Raw genomic sequence first — 25,757 nt, 5'->3', positions numbered from 1 at the left:
CCTGTAGGAGCTGCCGAAGGCTGCGATCTTTTGATCTTGCTTCTAAAAATCAAAGTCAAAAGATCGCAGCCTTCGGCAGCTCCTACAGGGGAGTGGAATACATCAGGGAAATAGCCAGGAAGGCGAAAAAATGAAATCGATTCTGTGTTTGTTGATCGCTGCCGCTGTCGGCGCTGCGTTGCAGGTCAGCGGTGTTCCTCATGGCCTGTTGCTGGGGGCGATCCTCGTCACCGCATTGGTCACCACGCGCAGCGGTTTTGCCCCGGCAACCCCTCATGGCCTGGGCTACATCCAGGTCACGCTGGGCATCGCCACCGGGCTGATGTTCGAAGCGTGGGACAGTGCGACGGCGTCGGCGATGTTGCCAAGCCTCGGCGTGTTGCTACTGTGTCTGACGGTGCAGATCGCCCTCGCCGGATGGTGGCTGACTCGCGGCGCGGGATGGAATCGCACCGATGCGCTGTTGGCGGTGTACCCCGGTGCATTGGCGGCGGTGTTCGATTTACTGGAGTCGGAAAAGGCCTCAAGCAAAGTCATCATCGTGCACCTGATGCGCTTGCTGTTGATCACGGTGCTGGTGAGCTTTTTGATTCCCGGGCAGGCCTCGGTGGCGGTGGTTGAAAACGCTCCGTTGAGCACGGGCATGGCGTTGACCGTGCTGGCGCTGATCGGCTTGAGCATCGTCATCGGGCGACTGCTGTTGGTGATCGGCGTGCCGGCGCCGTTCATGCTGACGGCGATTTTGCTGACGGCGGTGTTTGTGAAATCGGGATGGCTGCATGGCTTTCACATGCCGGACTGGAGCCTGAACCTGGCGGCGCTGATTCTTGGCGTGCGAATCGGTTCGCGCTTTCAGGGGCTCGGCCTTGCGGAATTGGGGCGGCATGGGCGGACGGCGTTGGTGTCGGTCGGCCTGATGATCGTGGTGGCGGCGGTTTTCGCCGAAGTGGCGGCGCGGTGGCTGGGCAGTGATCCGCTGTCGCTGTGGCTGGCGTACATGCCGGGGGCTATCGAGACGATTGCGATTGTCGCGTTTGCCGGTGGCTTGAATGTAGTGTTCATCCTCACGCACCACTTGGCGCGGATGGTGCTGCTGCACTTTGCGCCGGCGTTGCTGGTGCAGGTGCGGCGGGCGCGGGAACAAAGCTGATCCGGCCTGGACGTCGTGCCGATGCGCCTCCAGCACATTAGAAGCAAAAGATCGCAGCCTTCGGCAGCTCCTACAGAGGATTTACGTTTTCCCTGTAGGAGCTGCCGAAGGCTGCGATCTTTTTTTCGGGTCAACGCAGATGCGCGGCGAAGCCTTCCTCACCCGGAGCGACATCATCCTTGAGCGTCAACGCCGGAATCTCATAATCCCCGCCATTCTGCTGCCGATACGCAATTGGCCGGGTGCTCCACAACTCATCCAGTCGCGTGCCCAGTTCCTCGCAAGTGGCGGCAAATTTCGCCTCGTCCATTCGACCGACGCGGTAGGCCACGAACGGCGGCACCACCTCAAAACCGGGGTAGTACAGGATTCCGTGATTGATCGGGAACAGCACGTCATCAATCGGTCCGTTGATCCCGCGCGGGCTGTAGTGCGAGTCCCAGCCGCCAGTGGTGACCATCAACATCGCTCGTTTGCCTTTCATTTTCCCTTCGCCGTAACGCTCGCCCCAGCGCGAATCGGAGTGTTCCCCAACGCCGTAGGCAAACCCGCAGGCGTACACGCGCTCGACCCAGCCCTTGAGAATCGCCGGCATGGAAAACCACCACAGCGGAAATTGCAGGATCAGCGCGTCGGCCCAGAGCAATTTTGCCTGCTCGGCGGCGATGTCGGCGGCCTGGGTGCCTTGGGCGTAAGCCAGTTTCGAATTGCCGGAGGCGTCGAACGGACGACTGGAGTCGCGCTCCGGAGCATCATCGGCATCGATCGTGGTCTTCCAGTTCATCGCATACAGGTCGGAGACCTGCACGGTGTGGCCGGCGGCTTGCAGACGCTGGACGGTGAAGTCCCTGAGCGAGCCGTTGAGCGAAGTGGGTTCGGGGTGGGCGTAGACCAGTAGCACATTCATGTTGCAACTCTCCTTGGTTGAATGCAGGCAGGATCAATCCTTGATCGGTATATTGGAAATGAATGTCTGATATGTCAGGTATAGCCATGAATAATTTACGACGTCTGGACATCAACTTGCTATTGACCCTAGACGTGTTGTTGGCAGAACACAACGTAACCCGCGCCGCAGAGCGCCTGAGCCTGTCGCAGCCATCGGTGAGCGTGCACCTGGCCAAGCTGCGCGAGATCTTCGGCGATCCGCTGTTGCTGCCCGGGCCACGGGGCATGCGCCCGACCGCACGGGCCGATGAATTGCGCGAACCGTTGCGCGAGGCACTGGAAGCACTGGAACGCGCGGTAGCGCCGGCCAGCGCGTTCGATCCGGCGCAGGCCCGGCACATCTGGAAAGTTGCGGCGACGGATTACGGCGAATCGACGGTGGTGCTGCCAGCGCTCAGCGGTTTGCGCACTCAGGCGCCGGGCACGCGGTTGGCGGTGCTCGATCTGATGCCGGCGCAGTTGGCCAAGCAAGCGGAGCAGGGCGTGTTTGACCTGGCGCTGCACATCACCGAAGAGGCGCCGCTGGATCTGCATCAACGGGTGCTGTTCACCGAGCATTACGTGTTGGCCGGTCGCGTCGGGCATCCGGGGTTGAAGCGTAAGCCGACTCGCGAACAGTTCTGCGCGCTGGAACACGTGATGGTGTCGCGCGAGGGCGGCGGTTTTTTCGGGGTGACCGACAAGGCGCTGGCCGAGGTCGGCCTGGCGCGCAAAGTGGTGCTGTCGGTGCCGCATTTTCTGATGGTGATGTCGGTGCTGGCGAGTACCGATCTGGTGGCGATGCTGCCGTCACGGCTGGCGCGTGACAACCCGGCGTTGCAGATAGTCGATGCGCCGTTGCCGGTGCCGGGCTACGAAATGGCGATGTTCTGGGGCGAGCGCGCGCATCGCGACCCGGCACACAAATGGTTGCGTGAGCATCTGGCGGCGTCGGTGTGACGTATCAGGCGTGACCCAGAGCAATCGCAAAAGACACAACGATCATGCACGCAAACGCAAAATTGAGATTCATCAGCTGTTCATCCTGAGCCTTTTTAAAGTGAGGCCATTCTGAACAGGCTGAATGCAAAGAAAAAATTCGGCATGTTGATTCCAATGATTGAAACAATTGATACCGGCCGATTTGTGTTTGCCCAAGGCTTTCGCTAGTCTCGGCGAAACCTGCAACTACAAGCACAAACAGGCAAAAACATGCACGATCATTCGGTCACCGAACTGCCATCCCTGCGCCGGCAGAAAATCCTCCTGATCCTCGAACGCGACGGCAGGGTCATGGCCTCCGAGTTGAGCCAGCACTTCGCCGTGTCCGAAGACACAATCCGCCGCGACCTCGCCGAACTGGACCACGCCGGGCTGGTGCAGCGCGTGCATGGCGGGGCACTGCCAAGGCCCAAGGACAGCGGCAAGGATTACTTCACCCGGCTGGAAGAGACAGATGAGGTAAAAGTGCGGCTGGCGCAGTTGGCGGCGCAAAAGGTCGAGGACGGGCAGATTGTGCTATTCGATTCCGGTTCGACCGCGTTGCAGGTGGCGCGCTCGTTGCGCGCGGATATCCAGATCACTGCGGTGACCGCCGCGCCGATGACGGCGATTGCCTTGTCCGAATACGAGGGCGTGAAAGTGATTCTGGCGGGTGGGCAACTGAACCCGCGTACGATGTCGGCCAGTGGGCACGAGGCTGTGCGCATGCTGGCCGGGATCAAGGCAGATCTGGCGTTTACCGGCGTCTGTGCGATTCACCCGGAGGTGGGCATCACCTCGCTGCATTTCGATGAAGTGCCGGTGAAACAAGCGCTGCTCGACAGCGCAGCGCGGGTGATCGCGGTGACCACGGCAGACAAGCTCGGGGCGGTGGAGCCGTTTGTGGTGGCCGCGTGTACGCGCCTGCATACGCTGATTACCGAGCGGCATGTGGCGTCGGGGAGTGTCGAGGATTATCGGCGGTTGGGGATTGTGGTGGAGCAGTTGCCGGACTGAGGTTTTGTGCTGAGGCAGATGGCCTCATCGCTGGCAAGCCAGCTCCCACAGGTTTTAGATGTTGTGTACCGCGCGGACACTGTAGGAGCTGCCGAAGGCTGCGATCTTTTGACTTTGTTTTTAAGATCAAGATCAAAAGATCGCAGCCTGCGGCAGCTCCTACAGGGATCGGGGGTGTCAGCGAAGGCGTTCAAGCATCTGGTAATACCACATCCCCGCCGCCAGCAACGGATTGCCCAGCAAATCCCCCATCGGCACCCGAATGTGCTGGCACTGCGCAAAGGTGTCGAACTGTTCCATCTGCCCGGTGATCGCGCGGCTCATGATTTCGCCCATGATGTGCGTCGTCGCGATGCCGTGTCCCGAGTAGCCCTGGCAATACCAGACGTTATCCGAAAGCTTGCCCAGTTGCGGGATGCGGTTGATCACGATGCCCATCGCGCAGCTCCACTGGTAGTCGATCTGCACCCCTTTGAGCGCCGGGAACGTCTGCTCGATGCACGGGCGCAGCTCGGCGGCGATGTCCCGTGAATCCTTGCCGCTGTAGTTGGCGCCGCCACCGAACAGCAGGCGCCCGTCGGCCGTGAGGCGGTAGTAGTCGAGGACGAAACGGCAGTCGTACACCGCGAGGTCTTCGGGGTTGATCTGCCGCGCCAGATCACCCAGCGGCGCGGTGGTGACGATGCCGCCCATGGCCGGGAAAATCTTGCCCTTGAGCTGACCCGGTTCGAGCTTGTGATAGACGTCGCCGGCGAGCATCACTTGATTGGCATCGATCTGGCCGTGGGCGGTGCGCACGCCTGGCGTCTTGCCGTGAATGATTTCCAGCACCTCACTGTTCTCGAAGATCAAGGCACCGAGACTTTCCGCCGCCCGCGCTTCGCCTATGCACAGGTTGAGCGGGTGCAGGTGCATGTTGCGGGTGTTCTTGATAGCGCCGTGGTAGAGGTCGCTTTGCAGCAGGTCGCGCACTTGGCTGCGGTCGAGCAGGCTGACCTCGTCTCCGAGGCCGCGACGCACGGCTTCCTCGTAATCATTGCGCAAACCGTCCATGTGGCTCGGCTTGTAAGCAGCGTGCAGATGACCGTGCTTGAGATCGCACTGAATGCCATATTTCGCCACGCGCTGCCGGATGATTTCATGCCCGCGCCAGCGCAGGTGCCAGATGAAATCGTTGACGTCATCACCGAGTTTCGGACGCATCTGTTTGCGCATCGCGCCATCGCCGGAGAGGCTGCCGGTGACTTGGCCACCATTGCGTCCGGTGGCGCCCCAGCCGATCTTGTGGCTTTCGACGATGGCGACTTTCAGGCCTTTTTCAGCGAGTTCGACGGCGGTGGCGACGCCGGTGAAACCGCCGCCGATGATCACCACATCAACCTGATGCCGGCCCTGCAGGGTCGGGTAGTCGGTGTCCTGGTTGAGGGTGGCGGTGTAGTAGGAATTGCAGCGTTGGCTCATGTCGGTGTCCACACAAAATTCGGAAGTCAAATCGAGGACCCTGTGGGAGCTGGCTTGCCAGCGATAGCGGAGTATCAGTCACCAGAGATGCTGAATTTGCCGGCCCCATCGCTGGCAAGCCAGCTCCCACAGGATTTAGGGTGTATGTCAGGCTTCGGTCAGATACCAGCGCCAATCCTGTTCACCCACCTCGGCCATGAACTGCCGGTACTCGGCACGCTTCACCGCCAGATACACACCGAGAAATTCCTGGCCCAGGGCATCCCGCGCCCACGCAGAATTCTCCAGTGCCTGCAGCGACGTCAGCCAGTCGGTCGGCAGCAATTCCTTGGCTTGCGCATAGCCATTGCCCTCGACCGGTGCGCCCGGATCCAGGTTCTCGCGGATGCCACGATGGATCCCGGCAAGGATCGCTGCCGCCGCCAGATACGGGTTGGCGTCGGCGCCGCAGATGCGGTGTTCGATGTGCCGGGTATTGGTCGGGCCGCCTGGTACGCGCAGGCTGACAGTACGGTTGTCGACGCCCCAGGTGGGCGCCAATGGTGCGTAGCTGTTGGCCTGAAAGCGGCGGTAGGAGTTGGCGTTGGGGCAGAACAGCAGCAGCGTATCGAGCAGCGAAGCGAGCATGCCGCCAATCGCCGTACGCAGCAGTGGGGTGCCCGCCGGGTCCTCGGAGGCGAACAGATTGCGCCCTTCGGCATCGGCGAGGCTGACGTGCATGTGCATGCCAGTACCGGCCAGATCATCGAACGGTTTGGCCATGAACGTCGCTTGCATGCCGTGCTTGTGCGCCACCGCTTTGACCAGACGTTTGTAGCGCACCGCCTGATCCATCGCGAGCAATGCGTCGCCGTGTTCAAGGGTGATTTCCACCTGGCCTGGGGCGTACTCCGAGATCGCCGTGCGCGCCGGAATGCCGTGCAGTTTGCAGGCGCTGTAGAGGTCGGCGAGGAACGGTTCGATCTGTTCCAGTTCACGCAAACCGTAGACTTGGGTGTGTCGCGGTCGGCCACCGTCGGCGTCCAGCGCCGGTTGCGGACGGCCGTTGTGATCGCGTTTGGCGTCGAGCAAATAGAACTCCAGTTCGCAGGCCATCACCGGGTGGTAACCCTCGGCCTTGAGGCCGTCGATCACCTTGATCAACAGATGACGCGGGTCGGCGATGCTCGCCGGCATTCCCTCGGTGGGGTGCATGCTGACCTGCACCGCCGCGGTCGGAATCTGCCGCCATGGCAGGCGCACCAGACTGCCTTCGAGCGGGTAGGCGCGGCAGTCGATGTCGCCGACGTCCCACACCAGACCCGAGTTTTCCACGTCTTCGCCCTGCACGGTCAGGCCAAGGATGGTGCTGGGCAGCGGGCGACCGCTTTCGTATACGGCAAGCAGTTCTTCGCGGTGCAACAGCTTGCCGCGCGGCACGCCGTTGGCGTCGAGGATGAACAGCTCGATCATGTCGATATCGGGATTCTGTTCCAGGAACAGGCGTGCGTCTTCGATGGCTGCGAATTTCATGGTCAATCACTCACGATGGCGCCGCATGGGCGCGCAGAATCGGGCCGGACACGACGCGGTAAATAGGCGTGGGTGTCCTGGCAGGGATATCAAAAAGAAAAAAGTATTTCGCTAATGCCCGGCAGTCGGAAGTGACACTGAACCTGTGGTGAGGGGATTTATCCCCGACGGCGCGCGTAGCGGGCCAAAAAGATAGGGACTGCTGCGCAGTCCATCGGGGATGAATCCCCTCACCACAATGGATCTTTTCTGACTGTCGGAGTCAGCAGGCGATATCCGGCGGGCGTGCGGAGTGACGCAGCTTGGAACGGCGCAGGGCCATGGGGAGATTGACGATGCGATTCATGCGCGGCCCCTGTGACAGAGGGCGCACACAGCGGAGACGTTCAACCTTTCTGGTTGTTGTGGTGACGTGCTCATAACGCGTGTTTCCGTTGGCGGAAAACGTCGGTGGCGGGATGGCCCCGCCGACCGGTGTGTCCGGATAGTAAGGGGCAATCTGCGGGCCTGTAAACCGCTGATTGTGCCCCTGCTTCTTTGGCCGACGCTCAGCGCAGCAGGTGCAAGCCCAGCCCGGCAATGGCGCAAACGATCAACACTTCAATCACGCCGCGTTTGAAAATGAACAGTGCCAACGCCGCCAGCAGCGCCAGCCCGATCGAAAACAGATCCGCGTGCCCGGCAAAACCGTTGGGCCAGAACACGTGATAAGCGAAGAAACACGCCAGGTTCAGAATCACCCCGACCACTGCCGCAGTGATCGCGGTCAGCGGTGCGGTGAACTTCAGTTCGTTGTGCGTTGATTCCACCAACGGCCCGCCAGCGAGGATGAACAGGAACGAGGGCAGGAAGGTGAACCAGGTCACGAGCGTCGCCGCCAGTGCGCCAGCGGCGAATGCATGTTCCGCACCGAACGTCGGTTGCACATAACCGCCGATGAAACCGACAAACGCTACCACCATGATCAGCGGCCCGGGCGTGGTTTCGCCGAGGGCGAGGCCGTCGATCATCTGCGTCGGCGTCAGCCAGCCGTAGTGCCCGACCGCGCCCTGATAGACGTAGGGCAACACCGCGTAAGCGCCACCAAACGTCAGCAACGCGGCTTTGGTGAAGAACCAGCCCATTTGCGTGAACGTACCGTCCCAGCCGAACAGCGCGGTCAGCAGCGCCATCGGCAAACACCACAGCGCTGCGCCAACCAGCAGCAGACGCCACAGTTTCGGCAGGCTGAATCGCGCATGCTCAGGTGTCGGCGTGTCGTCATCGATCAGCGCCGTGCCGAAGGATTTGGCACTGCTGCGCTGCCCGCCATTGTTGAAGCGCTGCGGCGCCAGGCGTCCACCAAAATAGCCGAGCAACGCTGCACCGAGGACGATCAGCGGGAACGGCAGATTGAAGGCAAAAATCGCCACGAATGACGCCCCGGCGATCGCCCACAGCCAACTGTTTTTCAGTGCCCGCGAGCCGATACGGTGCGCTGCGTGCAAGACGATCGCGGTCACCGCCGGTTTGATTCCGTAGAAGACCCCGGCCACCACCGGCACATCACCGAACGCGATGTACACCCACGACAGCGCAATCAGGATGAACAGCGACGGCAGCACGAACAGCGCCCCGGCAATCACCCCGCCCCAGGTGCGATGCAACAGCCAGCCAATGTAGGTCGCCAGTTGCTGGGCCTCGGGGCCGGGCAGCAACATGCAGTAGTTGAGTGCATGCAGAAAGCGTCGCTCGGAGATCCAGCGTCGGCGCTCGACCAGTTCCTGATGCATGATCGCGATCTGCCCGGCCGGGCCACCGAAACCGATGCAGCCGAGCTTGAACCAGAAGCGCCAGGCTTGGCGCAGGGTGACGGGAGCGGGGCGGGGCAGGTTGTTGGGCGCTGTGCTCAAACGAGACTCCGGAGTTTAATCCTGGCGGAGTGGCTATCTAATCAGACTTTCAACCCTCACCCCAGCCCTCTCCCAGAGGGAGAGGGGGCCGACCGAGGTGTCTGGCGTTATCCATCGACCTGAAAGATCGAGTCGATTATGGATTCAGAACCAATCTTTCAATTCGGTGAATTTCTTCAATATTCCCCAATCAGTCCCCTCTCCCTCGGGGAGAGGGTTAGGGTGAGGGGCTTTTGCTCTTCAGGCATGCGCCAGACTCCAGCGCAGCGCCGCATTCTGGTCGCTCTCCCGCGCCTCGACCCAATGCGAACCCTGCGCCGTGGTCTCGCGCTTCCAGAACGGCGCGCGGGTCTTGAGCACGTCCATGATAAACGCGCAGGCCTCGAACGCCATGTGCCGGTGCTTGCTGCTGACACCGACGAACACGATCGGCTCGCACACCGACAATGCGCCGACCCGATGCACAATCTCCACTCCCAGCAGCGGCCAGCGCTGGCGCGCTTCTTCGGCGATCTGTTCGAGGGCTTTTTCGGTCATGCCCGGATAGTGTTCGAGGAACAGCTCGTTCACGCTCTGGCCAATGTTCAGATCGCGCACATAACCGATGAAATTCACCACCGCGCCGACCCGTGGATTGCGCGCATGCAGGTCGGCGGTCAACTGGCCGACGTCGAAGCTTTTGTACTGAACTCGAACCGTCATGCTCAGCCCCCGGTGACCGGTGGGAAAAACGCGATCTCGTCGTAGTCTTCGATGGCCGCGCTCGGTTGGCACAGCTCCTGATTCAACGCGCACATCAGGTTGCCGGCGCCGAGCACTTCGCGCCATTCCTCACCGCGAGCCATGAGCATCTGCCGCACGTCCTCGATGCTGCGCAGGTTGTCGCTCAAGGGGATTTTTTCCCCGCCCAGATTGAGGCGATCACGGTAGCTGGCGAAGTAGTTGATCAGGATCATTGCGCGTTCTCCCATTGAAAATGCCCGGAGCGTCCGCCGTGTTTGCTGAGCAGGCGGATGTCGCTGATGACCATCGCCCGGTCCACCGCTTTGCACATGTCATAGATCGTCAATGCGGCGACGCTGGCGGCGGTCAGCGCTTCGAGTTCGACGCCGGTCTGGCCGGTGAGGCGGCAGGTGCTGGTGATCTGCACGCGGTCCGGTTCGCAGGCCGTGAGTTCAACGTGAATCGAGCTGAGCAGCAGCGCGTGACACAGCGGGATCAGTTCGTGGGTGCGCTTGGCCGCCTGAATCCCGGCGATGCGCGCCGCGGCGAAAACGTCGCCCTTGGGGTGACCGTTAGCCTGGATCATCTGCAGCGTTTGCGGTTGCATCTGCACCCAGGCCTGCGCCGTGGCTTCGCGGCGGGTTGCGGCTTTGTCGCTGACGTCGACCATGTTGGCGCGGCCCTGATCGTCGAGGTGGGTGAGGGGGTTACTCATGGCAAAAGCTCCTGGATCGGGCTGTAGATTCGCGGGGCGTTGCGGTGCGGCACGTGGATCAGATTGAGCCGATGCTTGAGCGCCCAACGCACCGTCAATGCGGTGGGGGCGGACAGGCTGACAAGGGTGCCGAGGCGGGCGCGCACGGCTTTGTGGATCAGCTCCAGGCTGCAACGGCTGGTGACCACCACGAAGCCCTGCCGTACATCGACGTCAGCGATTTGCATTGCGCCGATCAGCTTGTCGAGCGCGTTGTGCCGGCCAATGTCTTCGCGGCACAGCAGCGCTTCACCGCTGGCATCGAAGTACAGCGCCGCGTGCAGGGCGCCGCTGCTGCGGGCCAGTTGCTGAGCCTGTTCGATGCGTTGGCGGATACCGTCGAAATGCGCGGCCGGCGGCAGGGCGCAGGGTTGCAGAATCTGCAGTTGCGGCAACGCCTGCTCCAGCGCCTCGACGCCACAAATGCCGCAGCCGCTGGTGCCGGCCATTTGCCGACGATGATCTTTCAGCGCCCAGAACGCCCGGCTGGAAATCTGCACGTCAGCCTGACAGGCCTGATCGAAATGGCTCAGGCGAATGTCGTAAATCTCGTCGACGCTGTCGATGATCGCGTTGCTCAGGGCGAAGCCCCGGATGAAGTCTTCGAGGTTGCCGGGCGAGACCATCATCACCGCCTGGCTCAGGCCATTGAAGGTGATCGCCAAGGCAATTTCCGCAGCCAGGGCGGCGTGCGAGAGCGGGGCGTGCGGCAGGTGTTCGCGAAACGCCACCTGTGACGGTTGCGGGGCGGGGGCGTTGGGTTCGGTGGTGGGTTCGACGTGGCAGAGCATCTTGAAAAGTCCCGAAGCGCTGAAGTGGGTTCAGGCTACGGGGGAGTCAAAAGTGCGTCCAATCGCTTGTTCTGATGCGATGATCGGGCTGATCTATCACCAAGGCCTACCCCTGTAGGAGCTGCCGAAGGCTGCGATCTTTTGATCTTGATCTTAAAAACAAAAATCAAGATCAAAAGATCGCAGCCTTCGGCAGCTCCTACAGGGGGGGGATCTGGCTTAAATTACTTCAACCCCAAACATCTTCCGCGCCTCGGCGAAACACTTTTCGGCAATCGCCGAGCGCGGCTCGGTCTTGCGCATCACCAGCCCCAGTGGCGCCAGTACGCTGGCATCCGGCAGTTGCATGAACGACAGGTGTTCGATCGGCTCTTCCAGCCCGCTGTCCAGCGGCATGATCGAGCAGCAGAAGCCCTGGTGAATCGCCTGTAGCAGCTGATAGGTCGAATCGCTTTCCATGATCGGCTGCGGATTGAGCCCGCGACTGCGGAAGCTCAGGTCGATGGATTTGCGGTAATGCATGCCGGTGGTGATCATCCCCAGCGGCAGTTCGGCGGCGTCTTCCCAGCTCATTTCCGAGCCTTCGAAATGGAAGTGGCGGTTGTCATAAAGCAACCCGACGCGGGTTTCGCCGATCTCGAAAAAATCGAAATAGTTCGAGTTGACGTGGTCCAGATAGCACACGCCCAGGTCCAGTTGGTTGTTGCCAAGGCCGGCGATGATCTCGTCGGAACTCCCCGACGACAGACTGAATTTCAGCTCCGGATAGGTCCCGGACAAACTCTGAATGTAATTGACCGGGTTGAAATTGCTCAGCGGCACCAGACCCAGGCGCAAGCTACCGACCAGTTGCCCGCGGCACGCCGCCGCTTCGGCGAACAGACCGTCATGTGCGGCCAGCAGCGTGCGCGCCCAGGCCAGTACCCGTTCGCCGGCCTCAGTGAAACCTTCAAAGCGCTGGCCGCGATTGACCAGCACCAGGTCCAGTTCGTCTTCGAGATTGCGCAGGCGCATCGACAGGGTCGGCTGGGTGATGTGGCAGCGTGCGGCAGCCTGGCCGAAGTGTCGGGTTTCGTCCAGTGCGATCAGGAACTTGAGTTGTTTGATGTCCACGCAGGCACCTGCTCGTTGAGAAATTGGATGGAGTATTGACGCAGATGCGCGCAGCGCACGGAAAACGCGAGGTGCGACGATCTCATTTGACCGTGTTTGCGTCCAATCGGAAGCATTGAAAAGCCTATCGATCAGCTCTATCGCCCATGGTTTCAAACGCTTTGGCCGAGGTCAACGGCGCCGATAGAGCAGCTCGATAATGTGGTTGGCCAGAGTGATTAGACAGTACTCATAAGTGGCACTTAGGCTGCTTGGCAATCTGATTGACTACTGCCGGAGATTCTCATGAGTGCGAAAGCGGATGCCCTGTTTGTTCCTCTGAACATAGCCGTACTGACCGTCAGCGATACCCGCGATTACGCGAGCGACACCTCGGGCCAATTGCTGGTCAGTCGTTTGCTGGAGGCCGGCCACACCCTGAGCGAACGCAACCTGCTCAAGGATGACCTGTACAAGATCCGCGCTCAGGTCGCGCACTGGATTGCCGACGACAGCATTCAGGTAGTGCTGATCACCGGCGGCACTGGTTTCACCGGGCGCGACAGCACGCCGGAAGCAGTGGCCTGTCTGCTCGACAAGCAGATCGACGGGTTTGGCGAGTTGTTCCGCGCCATTTCGATTCTCGATATCGGCACCTCGACTGTGCAAAGCCGCGCGCTGGCCGGGCTGTCCAACGGCACGCTGGTGTGCTGCCTGCCGGGTTCGACCGGTGCCTGCCGCACCGCGTGGGAAGGCATCCTCGCCGAGCAACTGGATAACCGCCATCGCCCGTGCAACTTTGTGCCGCACCTCAAATCAGTCGCTGCCTGTGGGCCCCGCGGATGAGCAAGGCAGGGTTGATGCCGGTCGAGGACGCCCTCGACCAGTTGCTCGGCATGGCCAATGAGCAACGTCTGGCCGACAGCGAACTGTTGCCGCTCGACGAGGCGCGTGGATGGGTGCTGGCCAGTGATCTGGTGGCGACACTCGACCTGCCGCCGTGGCCGAACAGTGCCATGGACGGTTATGCCTTGAACCTGGCCGATCTGCATCGTCAGCCGCTGAAGGTGTCGCAGAAGGTCTACGCCGGTCTGGCACCGGACGCGCTATTGCCCGGCACCTGCGCGCGGATCTTTACCGGCGCACCGTTGCCACCTGGCGCTACCTGCGTCGAGATGCAGGAGAACGTCGAAGTGCTGGAGGACGGCCGCGTGCGTTTTTTGCAGCCGTTGAAGGCGGGGCAGAACATTCGCGCGCAGGGTCAGGAAAACCGCGTCGGCGACATCCTGCTGCGTGCCGGCAAACGCCTCGGGCCGTTCGAACTGGCGGTCGCCGCCGGGCAAGGGCTGGCACAGTTGCACGTGGTGCGGCGCCCGCGCGTGGCGCTGCTGTCCACCGGTGACGAACTGGTCGAGCCGGGCCAGCCGCTGCGTCCCGGCAGCATCTACAACAGCAATCGTGTGCTGCTCGGCCACTGGCTGAAGGAACTGGGCTGCGAGGTGATCGACGCCGGGATCCTGCCGGATCGTCCGGCGCAGACGCGGCTCAAACTTGAGCAGCTGCAAGTGGCGGCTGACTTGATTCTGACCACCGGCGGTGTGTCTGCCGGCGATGCCGATTGCCTCGGGCAGGTGCTGCGCGAGGACGGCAAACCGCTGCTGTGGAAGCTGGCGATCAAGCCTGGCAAACCGCTGACCGTGGGGCATTTCGGCACGGTGCCGGTGATTGGCCTGCCGGGCAATCCAACCTCGGCGCTGGTGACCTTCGGCCTGCTGGCGCGGCCGTACCTGCTGCGCATTCAAGGCGTGGAAGAGGTCATGCCGTTGAGCTTCACGGTGAATGCCGGTTTCGCCTGGAACAAGGCGGGCAGCCGTCGAGAGTATCTGCGGGTGCGGCTGGAGGCGGGGCGCGCGGTGTTGTATCCGAACCAGAGTTCCGGCGTTTTGCTCGGAGCGACCTGGGCCGATGGGCTGGTGGAGGTGCCGGAAAACAGCACCCACGGCATTGGCGATCCGCTGCGCTTTATTCCCTTCAGCGAACTGTTTTAAAGCGAAGATCAAAAGATCGCAGCCTTCGACAGCTCCTACAGGAAACGCATTCCACTGTAGGAGCTGCCGAAGGCTGCGATCTTTTTTGTAATGCTTATGCAGAACGTATAAACACTAGCAATCCCTGTGGGAGCTGGCTTGCCAGCGATTAGGCCGGCACATCCAACATTGAAGTTGGCTGACCCGGCGCTATCGCTGGCAAGCCAGCTCCCACAGGTTTTTTGGTGTTTGGAGAAATGTGATCAGCTCAGCACATAGTCCACCGGCAGCAACATCGGCGGCAGATCGGTCACGCCCAGTTCGCTGAGAATATCGCGCTCGATGGTGCGCACCAGCGAGTCGGTTGCCAAATCGTTTTCGTCGCGGCCGAACGGGTCTTCCAGTTCATCGGCAATCGCATCCAGACCAAAGAACGTGTAGCTGACAATCGCCGTGAACAGCGGGGTCAGCCAGCCCAGCGGTTCGGCCATGGCGAACGGCAGCAGGATGCAGAACAGGTAGATGGTGCGGTGCAGTAGCAAGGTGTAGGGGAAGGGCAGCGGGGTGTTTTTGATCCGCTCGCACACCGCTTGCGCCTGGGTCAGGCTGGTCAAGTGATTGGCCAGTAGCATGTAGCGCCATTCAGTCAGTTCACCGCTTTGATGCAGGTCGGAACACTGCTGGCCGACCTGCTGCAGAATCCGTCCGCTATAGTCCGGCACCTGCGCATCGTGTTTCGGCGTGATCCAGTCACTGCTGGCCGCCGCTTCGCTTTCCCGGCGCAATCGCGCATTCAGCGCATGAGCAAATCCGCAGAGGTTGAGCAGCAATGGCTTGCGCTGCGCCGATTCGCGGATGACATGGGTTTCGCGAATCACCGAACGAATGTGCACCAGCACATCCCCCCAAGCCTTGCGCGCTTCGTACCAGCGGTCGTAGCAGGCGTTGTTGCGAAAATTCATGAAGATCGACAGTGACAGCCCGAGCAAGGTGAACGGCGTGGCGTTGACCTTGGTGAAGTTGCTCGGATGGAGCATTTCAATCAGCACGATGGCAGAAGCCAGCAGGGTGACCATCAGAGTGCGCAGGGCGATACGTTTGGCGATCGAACCCTTGAGGGTGAAGAGGATGGCGAATTGGTTGACCTTGGGTCTGATGATCATGCTGGGCGATCCCGGTTACGCAGGGTGAGGGCGGCTCAGCCGCCGGTCATGTTCATGAAGCGCACGACCTGAACGTCGTCGTTCACTTCGAAATTGTGTCGATACGGCTTGAGCTTCATCGCCTCGATAATGGCCTTCTCCAGCCGCTCTGGTTGCCCCGGATGAGCGCGCAGCACGGCTTTCAGATCCACCGAATGCTCGTTACCCAGACACAGTAGCAGGCGCCCCTCGACAGTCAGCCGCACCCGGTTGCAAGTACCGCAGAAATTGTGGCTGTGCGGCGAGATAAAGCCCAGACGAATGTCCGGCGCCTCGGCCAGCCGCCAATAGCGCGACGGGCCCTGGGTCGACTCGGCGGAGTCGATCAGGGTGTAGCGCTCGGCGATTTTTTCGCGCACCTGGGCACTGGAGAAAAACGACTCGGCGCGGCTGTGTTCGCTGATGATCCCCAGCGGCATTTCCTCGATGAAGGAGACGTCGAGCTGGCGGTCGATGGCAAAGCTCACCAGATCGTTGATCTCCTGATCGTTGCGCCCCTGCATCACCACCACGTTGAGTTTGGTTCGGGTGAAACCGGCCTTGCGCGCCGCATCGATGCCGCTGATCACCTGCGCCAGATCACCGGTGCGGGTCATTTGCCTGAAGCGCTCCGGGTCGAGGCTGTCGAGGCTGATGTTCAGCCGCTTGACCCCGGCGTCGAACAGCGGCGCGGCGAGTTTGCCCAGCTGCGAGCCATTGGTGGTCATGCACAGTTCACGCAGGCCGGGCAGGGCGGCGATCTGCTCGCACAGCTTGACCACGCCCGGACGAATCAGCGGCTCGCCGCCGGTCAGGCGAATCTTGCGCGTGCCCAGCGCCACGAAGCTCTGCGCCAGTTGATAGATCTCCTCCAGCGTCAGCACTTGCTGGCGCGGCAGAAACTGCATGTCCTCGGACATGCAATACACGCAGCGGAAGTCGCAGCGGTCGGTGACCGACATGCGCAGATAGTCGACGCGGCGGTTGTAACCATCGATCAGGACACGCTCTGACATGACAGCCTCGCAGAAGTGGGAAGTCCGCTTGGACGGAACCGGTTAGCGCAGATTATGGGCAACTTCAGATCTCGTCCAATCACTGTTTATGACTGCTTGATTGAGCGCGTCGATGATCAATTATTTTCTCTGGAAAGTTACCGCTTTAGTTTCGCAACACACCGTAAATAAAGGGTTTTTCGCCGTGATAGAGGGTTTCGATAATGTGGTCATAAATAGCGATTAGACAATGTTTTGTAACGGTTCATATCCTTGCTCCGGCAACTGAAACGACCACTTTATTGCTGTGCAAAGTCGGCCGTCGCTGTTTAACCAAGATCAGGTTCATGCCTGTGTGCATCGTCATGGAGATGTCCCATGTCACAAGTCGACCGTTACAAACCTTACAAGGGTGCCGCTGCCGGTTGGGGGGCTGTGATCAGCCTGACCAAAAGTTGGCTGGGCAGTGAAAACGCCCTGAAAAACATCCGCGCCATGCTCAAGACCAACCAGAACGGCGGCTTCGACTGCCCGGGCTGTGCCTGGGGTGAAGCACCCGGTGCGAGCATGCTCAAGTTCTGCGAGAACGGCGCCAAAGCGGTGAACTGGGAGGCCACCGGGCGTTTGGTCGACCCGGCGTTCTTCAACAAGTACACGGTATCGAGCCTGGCCGAGCAGAGCGACTACTGGCTGGAATATCAGGGCCGTCTGACCCACCCGATGCGTTACGACGCGCGGGTCGACCGCTATGTGGAAACCACCTGGGAAGATGCGTTCGCGCTGATCGCCGAACACCTCAAGGGTCTGAAATCGCCGCACGAGGCCGAGTTCTATACCTCGGGCCGGGCCAGCAACGAAGCGGCGTTTCTCTATCAGTTGTTCGTCCGCGCCTACGGCACCAACAACTTTCCCGACTGCTCGAACATGTGCCACGAAGCCAGTGCGGTGAGCATGGGCGAGACGCTGGGCGTGGGCAAGGGCACCGTGGTCTACGAGGATCTGCATCATGCCGACGCGATCTTCGTCATCGGCCAGAACCCCGGCACCAACCACCCACGCATGCTCGAACCGCTGCGTGAAGCGGTGAAACGCGGCGCGCAAGTGGTGTGCATCAACCCGCTGAAAGAGCGTGGCCTGGAGCGTTTCCAGAACCCGCAGAACCCGATCGAAATGCTCAGCAACGGCTGGGAAGCGACCAACACTGCGTACTTCCGCCCGGCGCTGGGTGGTGACATGGCGATGATTCGTGGCATGGTCAAATTCCTTCTGCAGTGGGAGCGTGAAGCCCAGGCCAGCGGTGGCGAACCGGTGTTCGATCACGCGTTTATCGCCGAGCACACTTCGGGTCTGGACAGCTACCTGGCAGAAGTCGACGCCACGACTTGGGAGCACATCCTCGAGCAGTCCGGCGTGCCGTTGCACGACATCGAACTGGCCGCGCGCATGTATGGCCGCGCCAAGAGCGTGATCATGTGCTGGGCCATGGGCCTGACCCAACACGTGCACTCGGTGCCGACCCTGCAGGAGGTCATCAACCTGCAACTGCTGCGCGGCAACGTTGGCCGTCCGGGCGCCGGCCTGTCGCCGGTGCGTGGTCACAGCAACGTGCAGGGCGACCGCACCATGGGTATCAACGAACTGGCGCCGAAAGAACTGATGGACGCGCTGGAAAAACGCTTCAACTTCAAAGTGCCGCGCATGCACGGCCACAACACCGTCATGGCGATCGGTGCCATGGAGCGTGGCGAAGCCAAGGTGTTTATCGGTCTGGGCGGCAATTTTGCCCAAGCCACGCCGGACACCCCGCGCACCCACGAAGCGATGCGCAAACTCGACCTGACGGTGCACATTTCGACCAAGCTCAACCGCAGCCATCTGGTCACCGGTCGCGACGCATTGATCCTGCCGTGCCTCGGTCGCACCGACATCGACATCCAGGCCGAAGGCCCGCAAGGCGTGACCGTGGAAGACACCTTCAGCATGGTGCACTTGTCGTTCGGTCAGTTGAAACCGAAGTCGGCGCACTTGAAGTCCGAGCCGGCGATCATTGCCGGGATTGCCGCCGCGACCTTGGGCAAGCATCCAATCGACTGGGAGTGGGCGGTGGGCGATTACGGACGCATCCGCAACCTGATCGGCGATGTGATTCCGGGCTTCGAGAACTTCAACGAAAAACTGCTGACCCCGGGCGGCTTCCACCTCGGCAACGATGCCTCGGATCGGGTCTGGAACACTGAGTCGGGCAAAGCCCAGTTCACCCCGTGCGTGCTGCCGGAACACCTGATCAGCGAAGGCGTGCGCAACCTGCCGGTCAAGCCGGATCTGATCCTGCAGACCATGCGCTCCCACGACCAGTACAACACCACGCTGTACGGGCTCGACGACCGTTATCGCGGGGTCTATGGCATGCGCGACGTGATCTTCGCCAACGAGCAGGACATCCAGCGTCTCGGTTTCGAACCGGGGCAGAAGGTCGATCTGGTGGCGCTGTGGGATGACGAGCGCGAGCGACGGGTCAGCGGTTTCACCCTGATTGCCTACGACATTCCGCCCGGTCAGGCGGCGGCGTACTACCCGGAAACCAACCCGCTGGTACCGCTGGAAAGCTACGGCGACCGGACCTACACGCCGACCTCGAAATTCGTCGCGATTCGCCTCGAAGCGGCCAAGGTCAGCAACCTGATCCCGGCATCGCTGGCCTGACCCGCTACTTATAAAAACCTTGGCAATTTGACTGGCTGCAGGCGTTCGCGCTTGGCGGTGGCCCGGCGACGTGCTGCCGCTTTTCAGCCTGGATGAGGACATCATCATGCTCAACATGGAGGCACTGAACCTGGCGCGAATTCAATTCGCGTTCACGGTTTCGTTCCACATTATCTTCCCGGCGATCACCATCGGCCTGGCGAGTTTCCTAGCGGTACTCGAAGGCCTGTGGCTGAAAACCCGTGACGACAGCTACCGCGATCTCTACCACTTCTGGTCGAAGATCTTTGCCGTCAACTTCGGCATGGGCGTGGTCTCGGGGCTGGTCATGGCGTACCAGTTCGGCACTAACTGGAGCGGCTTTTCGGACTTTGCCGGGAGCATCACCGGGCCGTTGCTGACCTATGAAGTATTGACGGCGTTCTTCCTTGAGGCAGGTTTCCTCGGGGTCATGCTGTTCGGCTGGAACCGCGTCGGCCGTGGCTTGCACTTCTTTGCCACGGTGATGGTTGCCATCGGCACATTGATTTCAACGTTCTGGATTCTCGCGTCCAACAGCTGGATGCAGACCCCACAGGGCTTCGAAATCGTCGACGGGCGGGTGATGCCGCTGGACTGGCTGGCGATTGTGTTCAACCCGTCGTTTCCGTTCCGTCTGGCGCACATGGCGATTGCCGCGTTCGTCGCCACGGCCTTCTTCGTGGGCTCGTCGGCGGCCTGGCATTTGCTGCGCGGCAACAATACCGCGCCGGTGCGCAGGATGTTTTCCATGGCGTTGTGGATGGCGCTGATCGTGGCACCGATTCAGGCAGTGGTCGGTGACGCCCATGGCTTGAACACCCTGGAGCATCAACCGGCAAAAATCGCCGCCATCGAAGGCCACTGGGAAAACGCCGACAACGGCCCGACGCCGCTGGTGCTGTTCGGCATCCCCGACATGCAGGCGGAGAAGACCCAATATGCGCTGGAAATCCCGTACCTCGGCAGCCTGATCCTGACCCACAGCCTCGACAAGCAGATCCCGGCGCTGAAGAGCTTCCCGAAAGCGGATCGGCCGAACTCGACCATCATCTTCTGGAGCTTTCGCGTGATGGCCGGGCTGGGCATGTTGATGATCCTCGTCGGTGTGCTCGGTCTGGCGCTGCGCCGTGGCGGCAAGCTCTATCAGCATCGCGGCTTCCAGCGTCTGGTATTGCTGATGGGGCCGAGCGGGTTGATCGCGTTGCTGGCCGGCTGGATCACCACCGAAGTCGGGCGTCAGCCGTGGGTGGTTTATGGCTTGATGCGCACCCATGACGCCGCGTCGCACCACTCGGTGGCGCAGATGAGCACCTCGCTGTTGCTGTTCGTGGTCATCTACTGCTCGGTATTCACCGTGGGCATCGGCTACATGATGAAACTGGTGAAGAAGGGCCCGCAGCCGCATCACGAACATCCGCCGGAGGGCGATCAGTTGCAGACCCCGCGCCGGCCTATTTCGGCGGCTACCGCCCCGATGAAGGAGCATTGAGTCATGGGTATTCAAGGTATCGATCTCTCGTTGATCTGGGGTGTGATCATCGCCTTCGGGGTGATGATGTACGTGATCATGGACGGCTTCGATCTGGGCCTGGGGATCCTGTTTCCGCTGATCCCGGATGAGCAGGAGCGCGACGTGATGATGAACACTGTCGCCCCGGTGTGGGACGGCAACGAAACCTGGCTGGTGCTCGGTGGTGCGGCGTTGTATGGCGCGTCTCCGCTGGCCTACGGGGTGATTCTGGAGGCGCTGTACCTGCCGCTGATCCTGATGCTCTGCGGGCTGATTTTCCGTGGCGTGGCGTTCGAGTTTCGCTTCAAGTCGTCAGCGCAAAAGCGTCACTGGTGGGACAAGGCGTTCATCGGCGGTTCGCTGCTGGCGACGTTCTCCCAGGGTGTGGCGATCGGCGCCTACGTGTCGGGCATTCCCGTGGTGAATCGGCAGTTTGCCGGTGGCGGCCTGGACTGGCTGGCGCCGTTTCCGCTGGTGTGCGGCGTCGGTCTGGTGGTGGCTTATGCGCTGCTGGGCAGCACCTGGTTGCTGGTCAAGACCGAAGGCATGCTCGAGTCGCGGATGCGTCTGTTCACCCGGCCGCTGGCGTGGTTGCTGACGGCGATGGTGGTGGTGATTGGTGCGTGGACACTGAAGTTGCACCCGGAACTGGCCACTCGCTGGTCGACCAGCGGACATCTGATGGTGTTCGCCGGGTTGGTGGTGCTGGCGCTGCTGGCGTTGTTCGGGCTGCTGCGCACCTTGCGTCAGCGTCACACCCACTGGCCGTTTGTGTTCACTCTGGTGTTGATGCTGCTCGGTTACATCGGTCTGGCGCTGAGCATCTGGCCGAACATCATCCCGCCATCGGTGAGCCTGTGGGCAGCGGCATCCCCGCCCTCGAGCCAGTTGTTCGCCCTGATCGGCGCACTGTTCATCCTGCCGGTGATCCTGATGTACACCTTCTGGAGCTACTACGTATTCCGCGGAAAAGTGAGGATTGGCGATGGCTACCATTGATTCGCGTGAGGTCAGATCCTCCCGCTGGTACAAGCGTCTGGGCTGGTTGTTGCTGATCTGGTTTGGCAGCGTGGTATCGCTCGGAGTGGTGGCGAGTGTGCTGAAACTGGCGATGTATGCAGCGGGAATGAGGACCCACTGACCTGAAAAACCGGAGCCATGGCTCCGGTTTTTTTGTGCCCGGCGTTCTGCAATCGTTGATCAAACCTGGGGCAGCGGCGTGAAATCGGCAGACATAAAAAAGGCATCCCGAAGGACGCCAAAAAATTCACCTCTGACCAAAGGAGCAAGGAGCTTCTAAAGGTGAATGGTATTGCTCGGGAAACTCAGAGAATCGCCAGCGGGTATTCGACGATCACCCGCACTTCATCCAGGTCGGACTCGAACGCCGTGGCGCGGGTGGTGGCCTGGCGCAAGCGCAGCGACAGGTCTTTCATCGAACCGCTCTGCACCACGTATTTGACTTCGATGTCACGCTCCCAGCGCTTCTGGTCGGTCAGTGGATTGCCCTCGGCATCGCGGCGCATATACACGGCGTTGGCGTTGGAATAGTCGGCGTCAGTGCCGCGCGCGTAACGGGTCATGAATGACAGACCCGGCACACCGTAAGGGGTCATGTCGAGGTCGTAACGCACCATCCACGAACGTTCTTTCGGCGAGTTGAAGTCGCTGTACTGGATCGAGTTGTCGAGGAAGATCGAGTCCGACTGGCGCAGGTAATCGAAGTCGTCGTTGCCGTTGTTGCGCTGGTGGGAGAGGGCGACGGAGTGCGCGCCGAGCTTCACGCCGACGCGGCCGCTCCAGATGTTGTTGTCGAACTGGCCGAGCAGTTGTTTGCCTTCGTCGACCGCTTTGTAATAGTTCAGGCCGCCGAACAGCGACAGCTCGTCCGACAGTGGATAGGTCCAGGCGGTGCCGGCGTAGTACTGGTTCCAGGCATCCTTGAGGCGGCTGGAGTACAGGCTGAAACTGAAGTTTTTGTTCAGCACATAATCGCCGCCGCCGTAAGCGATCCACGGCGAATTGACTGGACCTGCGTAGAACGTGGCGAAGTTTTCGCGCATGTCGCTGGACACCGGCTGGCTCATCGCATGCAGACGGCCGCCCTGGATCGACAGACCGTCGATACTGGTGTTGCTCGCCGTCACGCCGCGAAAGCTCTCCGGCAACAAGCGCGAATCACCGGCCGCCACCACCGGGTTGACCGGGAACACATCCCCGACCTTGATCACCGTATCGAACGCCCGCACTTTGGCGGCGCCACCGATCTTGGTGTATTCATCCCCTGCCTGACCGTCACGGTTGACCGGCAGCACATCGAACGAACTGCGCCCGCCGTTGCGCCCATCACCGGTGTCGAGTTTCAAGCCGAGCATGGCAAACGCATCGACACCGACCCCAACGGTGCCTTGAGTGAAACCGGATTCGAACTTGCTGATTACCGCATGCGCCCAGGCCTCGGAATAACCGTTGCCGGTGGGGCTGGACTGGCCGTTGCGATGATCACGATTGAAGTAGAAGTTGCGGTTGAGCACCGTCAGGCTACTGCCTTCGACAAAGCCCTCAGGCTTGTCTTCTGCAAACACCATGGACGGCCCTGAGCCGACCACCACCGCTAAAGCGGCCATCGACATTTTTGTATTGTTAACCATCAAACACTCCTTGGGTTCGGCAGAACGGGAACGTGCGTCGGCGTGGTTTTATTGTTCGGCGGGGCAGGGCCCGCCGGCATTGGTCGCCGGGTCACATCGTTGCAAGCTGCGGATAACGCCAAGGTGATGGGGGAATTACAATTTCGTCATGTGGCTGAACCCGGATCTTGTGAATCCCACGCAAACCTGTGGGAGCGGGCAAGCCACGCTCCCACAATGATCCACATTTGTGCAGAAATGGCTGTTACCTTCGCAGGTTCATTCCCGTCCGCACATGGCTCAAGGAGAGAGAAATGTTCGACATAAGAAGAGCCACCCCGGACGACGCGCAGATCGCGTTCGAGATTCGGCGACTGGCCATCCGGCATCAATGCGTCGGTGCCTACAGTCAGCAGCAAATGCTCGACTGGACCAAAGGCGCGGCCGAAGACGGCTACGACTCGCTGATGGCAAAACACTTTTATCTGGGCTGCATTGAGGGTCAGGCTGTAGCGACCGGCATGCTTGATCTGGATTACCGTGAAATCGGCGCGATCTTCATTCGCCCGGATTTCATGCAGCGTGGGCTGGGCAAGCGTGTTCTGTTCTTTCTCGAAGATTTGGCGCGGGATCTCGGGCTGACCGAGGTGTGTCTGGACGCAACATTGAATGCGGCCGACTTTTATCGGCGCTGTGGTTATGTCGGGGAAGAGAGTGCGGTTTATCAATCGCCTTCGGGTCTGCAACTGGCGTGCGTGCCGATGGTGAAGAGGTTGTAAAGATCAAAAGATCGCAGCCTTCGGCAGCTCCTACACAATTCACCTGTAGGAGCTGCCGCAGGCTGCGATCTTTTGACGTTAAATCCCACAAAAACAAAAACGGCACCCGAAGGTGCCGTTTCCGTTTCCAGCCAGCCGAATATCAGCCCGCCAGACCTGCCTGCTGAACCAGAGTCAGCAGTGGCTGCGGGTACACACCGAGGAAGAACGCGACCACGGCGATGGCCAGCAGCATCACGCCGCCTGCCTTCTGTTCCCAGTGCAGCTGGGCGTCGTGGCGGCGCAGGTTCGGTTCGATCAGGTACAGGGTGACCATCACGCGCAGGTAGTAGAACACGCCGATGGCGCTGCCCAGTACCAGCGAACCGACCAGCCACCATTGGTGCGACTCGACACCGGTGGCGATGATGTAGAACTTGCCGATGAAGCCGGCAGTCAGCGGGATACCGGCCAGCGACAGCATCATCACGGTCAGTACCGCGGTCAGGTACGGACGGCGCCAGAACAGGCCGCGATACTCGTACAGTGCGTCGGCGTCACGGCCGTTGTACGGCGAGGACATCAGGGTGATCACGCCGAAGGCGCCAAGGCTGGTGATCACGTAGGTGACCAGGTACACGCCGATGGCTTCCACCGCCAGACCCTTGCTCGCCACCAAAGCGATCAGCAGGTAGCCGAAGTGCGCGATGGACGAGTAACCGAGCAGACGCTTGAGGTTGCTCTGGGTCAGGGCCAGCAGGTTACCGAACAGGATCGAGGCGACGGCGATCACGCTGAGTACGTCGCTCAGCACGCCACTGCTCGCGGCAGGGGAGATCTGGAACAGACGCACCATCACCGCGAACACGGCAACCTTCGACGCCGTGGCGAGGAACGCGGCGACCGGCGCCGGAGCACCTTCGTACACGTCCGGCGTCCACAGGTGGAACGGTACCAGCGACAGCTTGAACGCCAGACCGATCAGCATCATGCCCAGACCCAACTGAGCCAGCGAGCTCGGCAGGTTGGTGGTGGCCAGCGCCTGACCGATACCGACGAAGCTCAGGGTGCCGGCGTCAGCGTAGAGCAGGGCCATACCGAACAACAGGAACGCGGAACCGGCGGCCGACAGCACCATGTACTTGATACCGGCTTCCAGCGAACGCTTGTTGAAGAAGGCGTAAGCCACCAGACCGTAGACCGGTACCGACAGCAGTTCCAGACCGATGAACAAACCGGCCAGGTGCTGCGCGCTGACCAGAACCAGACCACCGGCGGCGGCCATCAGGATCAGCAGGTACAGTTCTTCACGGTTGCCCGGGTAACCCGAACCGCCATCGCCGAGGTAGGCGTGGGCGAGGGTCACACAGGCGAGGGTGGCGACCAGGATCAGCGCCATGTACAGGCAGGCGAAGGTGTCGACTTGCAGCAAAGGAGTCACGGCCAGAGGCGCGACTTTCAGGGCTGGCAGGATCGACAGCAGGGCCAGGTTCAGACCGGCGACCGAGATCAGGAAGGTCTGCGAGTGGTTGCGGCGCCAGGCGATTGCCAGCATCACCACGATAATGGTGAGGCTGGTGATCAACAGTGGCGCAAGCGCAATAAAGTGTTGAATCGTGAATTCCATAGCGC

Annotated in this window: 23 protein-coding genes; 10 read left to right on the top strand and 13 right to left on the bottom strand. The window is 61.0% G+C overall.

Annotated features, from left to right (window positions below; all coding sequences use genetic code 11):
• Positions 1-130 precede the first annotated feature (130 nt).
• Positions 131-1,150 carry an AbrB family transcriptional regulator gene (locus JN524_RS24910; protein ID WP_202371060.1) on the top strand — a complete coding sequence of 340 codons (1,020 nt, stop codon included), beginning with the start codon at positions 131-133 and terminating at the stop codon, positions 1,148-1,150.
• Positions 1,151-1,280: 130 nt separating this feature from the next.
• On the opposite strand, the gene JN524_RS24905 is transcribed toward JN524_RS24910, so the two are convergent.
• Positions 1,281-2,057: an NAD(P)H-dependent oxidoreductase gene (locus JN524_RS24905; RefSeq protein ID WP_202371059.1), complete on the bottom strand. Its 777-nt coding sequence runs from the start codon at positions 2,055-2,057 to the stop codon at positions 1,281-1,283.
• Positions 2,058-2,143: 86 nt separating this feature from the next.
• Between JN524_RS24905 and JN524_RS24900 the strand changes: the two genes are divergently transcribed.
• Both JN524_RS24900 and JN524_RS24895 read left to right on the top strand, forming a co-directional pair.
• Positions 2,144-3,037, top strand: coding sequence for a LysR family transcriptional regulator (locus JN524_RS24900; RefSeq protein ID WP_202371058.1), 894 nt, complete (start codon positions 2,144-2,146; stop codon positions 3,035-3,037).
• A 252-nt stretch (positions 3,038-3,289) separates the two neighbouring features.
• The gene (locus JN524_RS24895) at positions 3,290-4,075 is read left to right on the top strand and encodes a DeoR/GlpR family DNA-binding transcription regulator (RefSeq protein ID WP_202371057.1); all 786 of its coding nucleotides are present in this window, start codon (positions 3,290-3,292) and stop codon (positions 4,073-4,075) included.
• Positions 4,076-4,252: 177 nt separating this feature from the next.
• On the opposite strand, the gene JN524_RS24890 is transcribed toward JN524_RS24895, so the two are convergent.
• The 8 genes from JN524_RS24890 to JN524_RS24855 all read right to left on the bottom strand — a co-directional run bounded on the left by JN524_RS24890 (position 4,253) and on the right by JN524_RS24855 (position 12,321).
• A complete protein-coding gene (locus JN524_RS24890) occupies positions 4,253-5,536 on the bottom strand; it encodes an NAD(P)/FAD-dependent oxidoreductase (RefSeq protein ID WP_202371056.1) in 1,284 nt (427 codons plus the stop codon).
• A 147-nt stretch (positions 5,537-5,683) separates the two neighbouring features.
• The gene (locus JN524_RS24885) at positions 5,684-7,048 is read right to left on the bottom strand and encodes a glutamine synthetase family protein (RefSeq protein WP_202371055.1); all 1,365 of its coding nucleotides are present in this window, start codon (positions 7,046-7,048) and stop codon (positions 5,684-5,686) included.
• 548 nt (positions 7,049-7,596) lie between these two features.
• Entirely contained in the window at positions 7,597-8,940 is a 1,344-nt protein-coding gene (chrA, locus tag JN524_RS24880) for a chromate efflux transporter (RefSeq protein WP_202371054.1), read from the bottom strand.
• 240 nt (positions 8,941-9,180) lie between these two features.
• Entirely contained in the window at positions 9,181-9,642 is a 462-nt protein-coding gene (gene moaE, locus JN524_RS24875) for a molybdopterin synthase catalytic subunit MoaE (protein ID WP_202371053.1), read from the bottom strand.
• A gap of 2 nt (positions 9,643-9,644) precedes the next feature.
• On the bottom strand, positions 9,645-9,896 hold the full coding sequence (locus JN524_RS24870) for a MoaD/ThiS family protein (RefSeq protein WP_202371052.1): 252 nt from the start codon (positions 9,894-9,896) through the stop codon (positions 9,645-9,647).
• Positions 9,893-10,378: a cyclic pyranopterin monophosphate synthase MoaC gene (gene moaC, locus JN524_RS24865; protein ID WP_202371051.1), complete on the bottom strand. Its 486-nt coding sequence runs from the start codon at positions 10,376-10,378 to the stop codon at positions 9,893-9,895. The genes JN524_RS24870 and moaC overlap by 4 nt, the downstream gene beginning before the upstream one ends.
• Complete coding sequence (gene fdhD, locus JN524_RS24860; protein ID WP_202371050.1) at positions 10,375-11,208, bottom strand: formate dehydrogenase accessory sulfurtransferase FdhD; 834 nt, start codon at positions 11,206-11,208, stop codon at positions 10,375-10,377. The genes moaC and fdhD overlap by 4 nt, the downstream gene beginning before the upstream one ends.
• 219 nt (positions 11,209-11,427) lie before the next feature.
• The gene (locus JN524_RS24855) at positions 11,428-12,321 is read right to left on the bottom strand and encodes a LysR substrate-binding domain-containing protein (RefSeq protein WP_202371049.1); all 894 of its coding nucleotides are present in this window, start codon (positions 12,319-12,321) and stop codon (positions 11,428-11,430) included.
• Between the two features lie 285 nt (positions 12,322-12,606).
• Here JN524_RS24855 and moaB point away from each other — a divergent pair, with 285 nt between their 5' ends.
• Together moaB and JN524_RS24845 are read left to right on the top strand one after the other, a co-directional pair.
• Complete coding sequence (moaB, locus tag JN524_RS24850) at positions 12,607-13,146, top strand: molybdenum cofactor biosynthesis protein B (RefSeq protein WP_027611709.1); 540 nt, start codon at positions 12,607-12,609, stop codon at positions 13,144-13,146.
• Positions 13,143-14,348 carry a molybdopterin molybdotransferase MoeA gene (locus JN524_RS24845; RefSeq protein ID WP_202371048.1) on the top strand — a complete coding sequence of 402 codons (1,206 nt, stop codon included), beginning with the start codon at positions 13,143-13,145 and terminating at the stop codon, positions 14,346-14,348. Before moaB ends, JN524_RS24845 begins: the two co-directional genes overlap by 4 nt.
• Positions 14,349-14,590: 242 nt before the next feature.
• Here the strand turns inward: JN524_RS24845 and JN524_RS24840 are convergent, their stop codons facing one another.
• Together JN524_RS24840 and moaA are read right to left on the bottom strand one after the other, a co-directional pair.
• Positions 14,591-15,490, bottom strand: coding sequence for a bestrophin family protein (locus JN524_RS24840; RefSeq protein WP_202371047.1), 900 nt, complete (start codon positions 15,488-15,490; stop codon positions 14,591-14,593).
• Positions 15,491-15,525: 35 nt separating this feature from the next.
• Positions 15,526-16,524, bottom strand: a complete 999-nt coding sequence (gene moaA, locus JN524_RS24835) for a GTP 3',8-cyclase MoaA (protein ID WP_202371046.1) — start codon at positions 16,522-16,524, stop codon at positions 15,526-15,528.
• A 357-nt stretch (positions 16,525-16,881) separates the two neighbouring features.
• Between moaA and JN524_RS24830 the strand changes: the two genes are divergently transcribed.
• From JN524_RS24830 to JN524_RS24815, 4 genes are all read left to right on the top strand, one after another.
• Positions 16,882-19,206, top strand: a complete 2,325-nt coding sequence (locus tag JN524_RS24830; RefSeq protein WP_202371045.1) for an FdhF/YdeP family oxidoreductase — start codon at positions 16,882-16,884, stop codon at positions 19,204-19,206.
• 106 nt (positions 19,207-19,312) lie between these two features.
• Positions 19,313-20,716, top strand: a complete 1,404-nt coding sequence (locus JN524_RS24825) for a cytochrome ubiquinol oxidase subunit I (RefSeq protein WP_202371102.1) — start codon at positions 19,313-19,315, stop codon at positions 20,714-20,716.
• A 3-nt stretch (positions 20,717-20,719) separates the two neighbouring features.
• Positions 20,720-21,736: a cytochrome d ubiquinol oxidase subunit II gene (cydB, locus tag JN524_RS24820; RefSeq protein WP_202371044.1), complete on the top strand. Its 1,017-nt coding sequence runs from the start codon at positions 20,720-20,722 to the stop codon at positions 21,734-21,736.
• Complete coding sequence (locus JN524_RS24815; RefSeq protein ID WP_202371043.1) at positions 21,723-21,878, top strand: DUF2474 domain-containing protein; 156 nt, start codon at positions 21,723-21,725, stop codon at positions 21,876-21,878. The genes cydB and JN524_RS24815 overlap by 14 nt, the downstream gene beginning before the upstream one ends.
• Before the next feature lie 184 nt (positions 21,879-22,062).
• Here the strand turns inward: JN524_RS24815 and JN524_RS24810 are convergent, their stop codons facing one another.
• Positions 22,063-23,388: an OprD family porin gene (locus tag JN524_RS24810; protein ID WP_202371042.1), complete on the bottom strand. Its 1,326-nt coding sequence runs from the start codon at positions 23,386-23,388 to the stop codon at positions 22,063-22,065.
• Positions 23,389-23,681: 293 nt separating this feature from the next.
• On the opposite strand from JN524_RS24810, the gene JN524_RS24805 reads away from it, so the two are divergent.
• On the top strand, positions 23,682-24,146 hold the full coding sequence (locus tag JN524_RS24805; RefSeq protein WP_202371041.1) for a GNAT family N-acetyltransferase: 465 nt from the start codon (positions 23,682-23,684) through the stop codon (positions 24,144-24,146).
• A gap of 142 nt (positions 24,147-24,288) precedes the next feature.
• Here JN524_RS24805 and nuoN read toward each other — a convergent pair whose 3' ends face one another.
• On the bottom strand, positions 24,289-25,752 hold the full coding sequence (gene nuoN, locus JN524_RS24800) for an NADH-quinone oxidoreductase subunit NuoN (protein WP_097088123.1): 1,464 nt from the start codon (positions 25,750-25,752) through the stop codon (positions 24,289-24,291).
• Positions 25,753-25,757 lie beyond the last annotated feature (5 nt).

It is taken from the genome of Pseudomonas sp. MWU318 (assembly GCF_016756945.1).
Classification (GTDB): domain Bacteria; phylum Pseudomonadota; class Gammaproteobacteria; order Pseudomonadales; family Pseudomonadaceae; genus Aquipseudomonas; species Aquipseudomonas putida_A.
This window is presented reverse-complemented; position numbering and strand designations above follow the sequence as displayed.

Coding starts and splice junctions, on each gene's coding strand:
- JN524_RS24910 (WP_202371060.1), top strand. CDS start 131: ATGAAATCGATTCTGTGTTTGTTGATCGCTGCCGCTGTCGGCGCTGCG.
- JN524_RS24905 (WP_202371059.1), bottom strand. CDS start 2,057: ATGAATGTGCTACTGGTCTACGCCCACCCCGAACCCACTTCGCTCAAC.
- JN524_RS24900 (WP_202371058.1), top strand. CDS start 2,144: ATGAATAATTTACGACGTCTGGACATCAACTTGCTATTGACCCTAGAC.
- JN524_RS24895 (WP_202371057.1), top strand. CDS start 3,290: ATGCACGATCATTCGGTCACCGAACTGCCATCCCTGCGCCGGCAGAAA.
- JN524_RS24890 (WP_202371056.1), bottom strand. CDS start 5,536: ATGAGCCAACGCTGCAATTCCTACTACACCGCCACCCTCAACCAGGAC.
- JN524_RS24885 (WP_202371055.1), bottom strand. CDS start 7,048: ATGAAATTCGCAGCCATCGAAGACGCACGCCTGTTCCTGGAACAGAAT.
- moaE (WP_202371053.1), bottom strand. CDS start 9,642: ATGACGGTTCGAGTTCAGTACAAAAGCTTCGACGTCGGCCAGTTGACC.
- JN524_RS24870 (WP_202371052.1), bottom strand. CDS start 9,896: ATGATCCTGATCAACTACTTCGCCAGCTACCGTGATCGCCTCAATCTG.
- moaC (WP_202371051.1), bottom strand. CDS start 10,378: ATGAGTAACCCCCTCACCCACCTCGACGATCAGGGCCGCGCCAACATG.
- fdhD (WP_202371050.1), bottom strand. CDS start 11,208: ATGCTCTGCCACGTCGAACCCACCACCGAACCCAACGCCCCCGCCCCG.
- moaB (WP_027611709.1), top strand. CDS start 12,607: ATGAGTGCGAAAGCGGATGCCCTGTTTGTTCCTCTGAACATAGCCGTA.
- JN524_RS24845 (WP_202371048.1), top strand. CDS start 13,143: ATGAGCAAGGCAGGGTTGATGCCGGTCGAGGACGCCCTCGACCAGTTG.
- JN524_RS24840 (WP_202371047.1), bottom strand. CDS start 15,490: ATGATCATCAGACCCAAGGTCAACCAATTCGCCATCCTCTTCACCCTC.
- moaA (WP_202371046.1), bottom strand. CDS start 16,524: ATGTCAGAGCGTGTCCTGATCGATGGTTACAACCGCCGCGTCGACTAT.
- JN524_RS24830 (WP_202371045.1), top strand. CDS start 16,882: ATGTCACAAGTCGACCGTTACAAACCTTACAAGGGTGCCGCTGCCGGT.
- JN524_RS24825 (WP_202371102.1), top strand. CDS start 19,313: ATGCTCAACATGGAGGCACTGAACCTGGCGCGAATTCAATTCGCGTTC.
- cydB (WP_202371044.1), top strand. CDS start 20,720: ATGGGTATTCAAGGTATCGATCTCTCGTTGATCTGGGGTGTGATCATC.
- JN524_RS24815 (WP_202371043.1), top strand. CDS start 21,723: ATGGCTACCATTGATTCGCGTGAGGTCAGATCCTCCCGCTGGTACAAG.
- JN524_RS24810 (WP_202371042.1), bottom strand. CDS start 23,388: ATGGTTAACAATACAAAAATGTCGATGGCCGCTTTAGCGGTGGTGGTC.
- JN524_RS24805 (WP_202371041.1), top strand. CDS start 23,682: ATGTTCGACATAAGAAGAGCCACCCCGGACGACGCGCAGATCGCGTTC.
- nuoN (WP_097088123.1), bottom strand. CDS start 25,752: ATGGAATTCACGATTCAACACTTTATTGCGCTTGCGCCACTGTTGATC.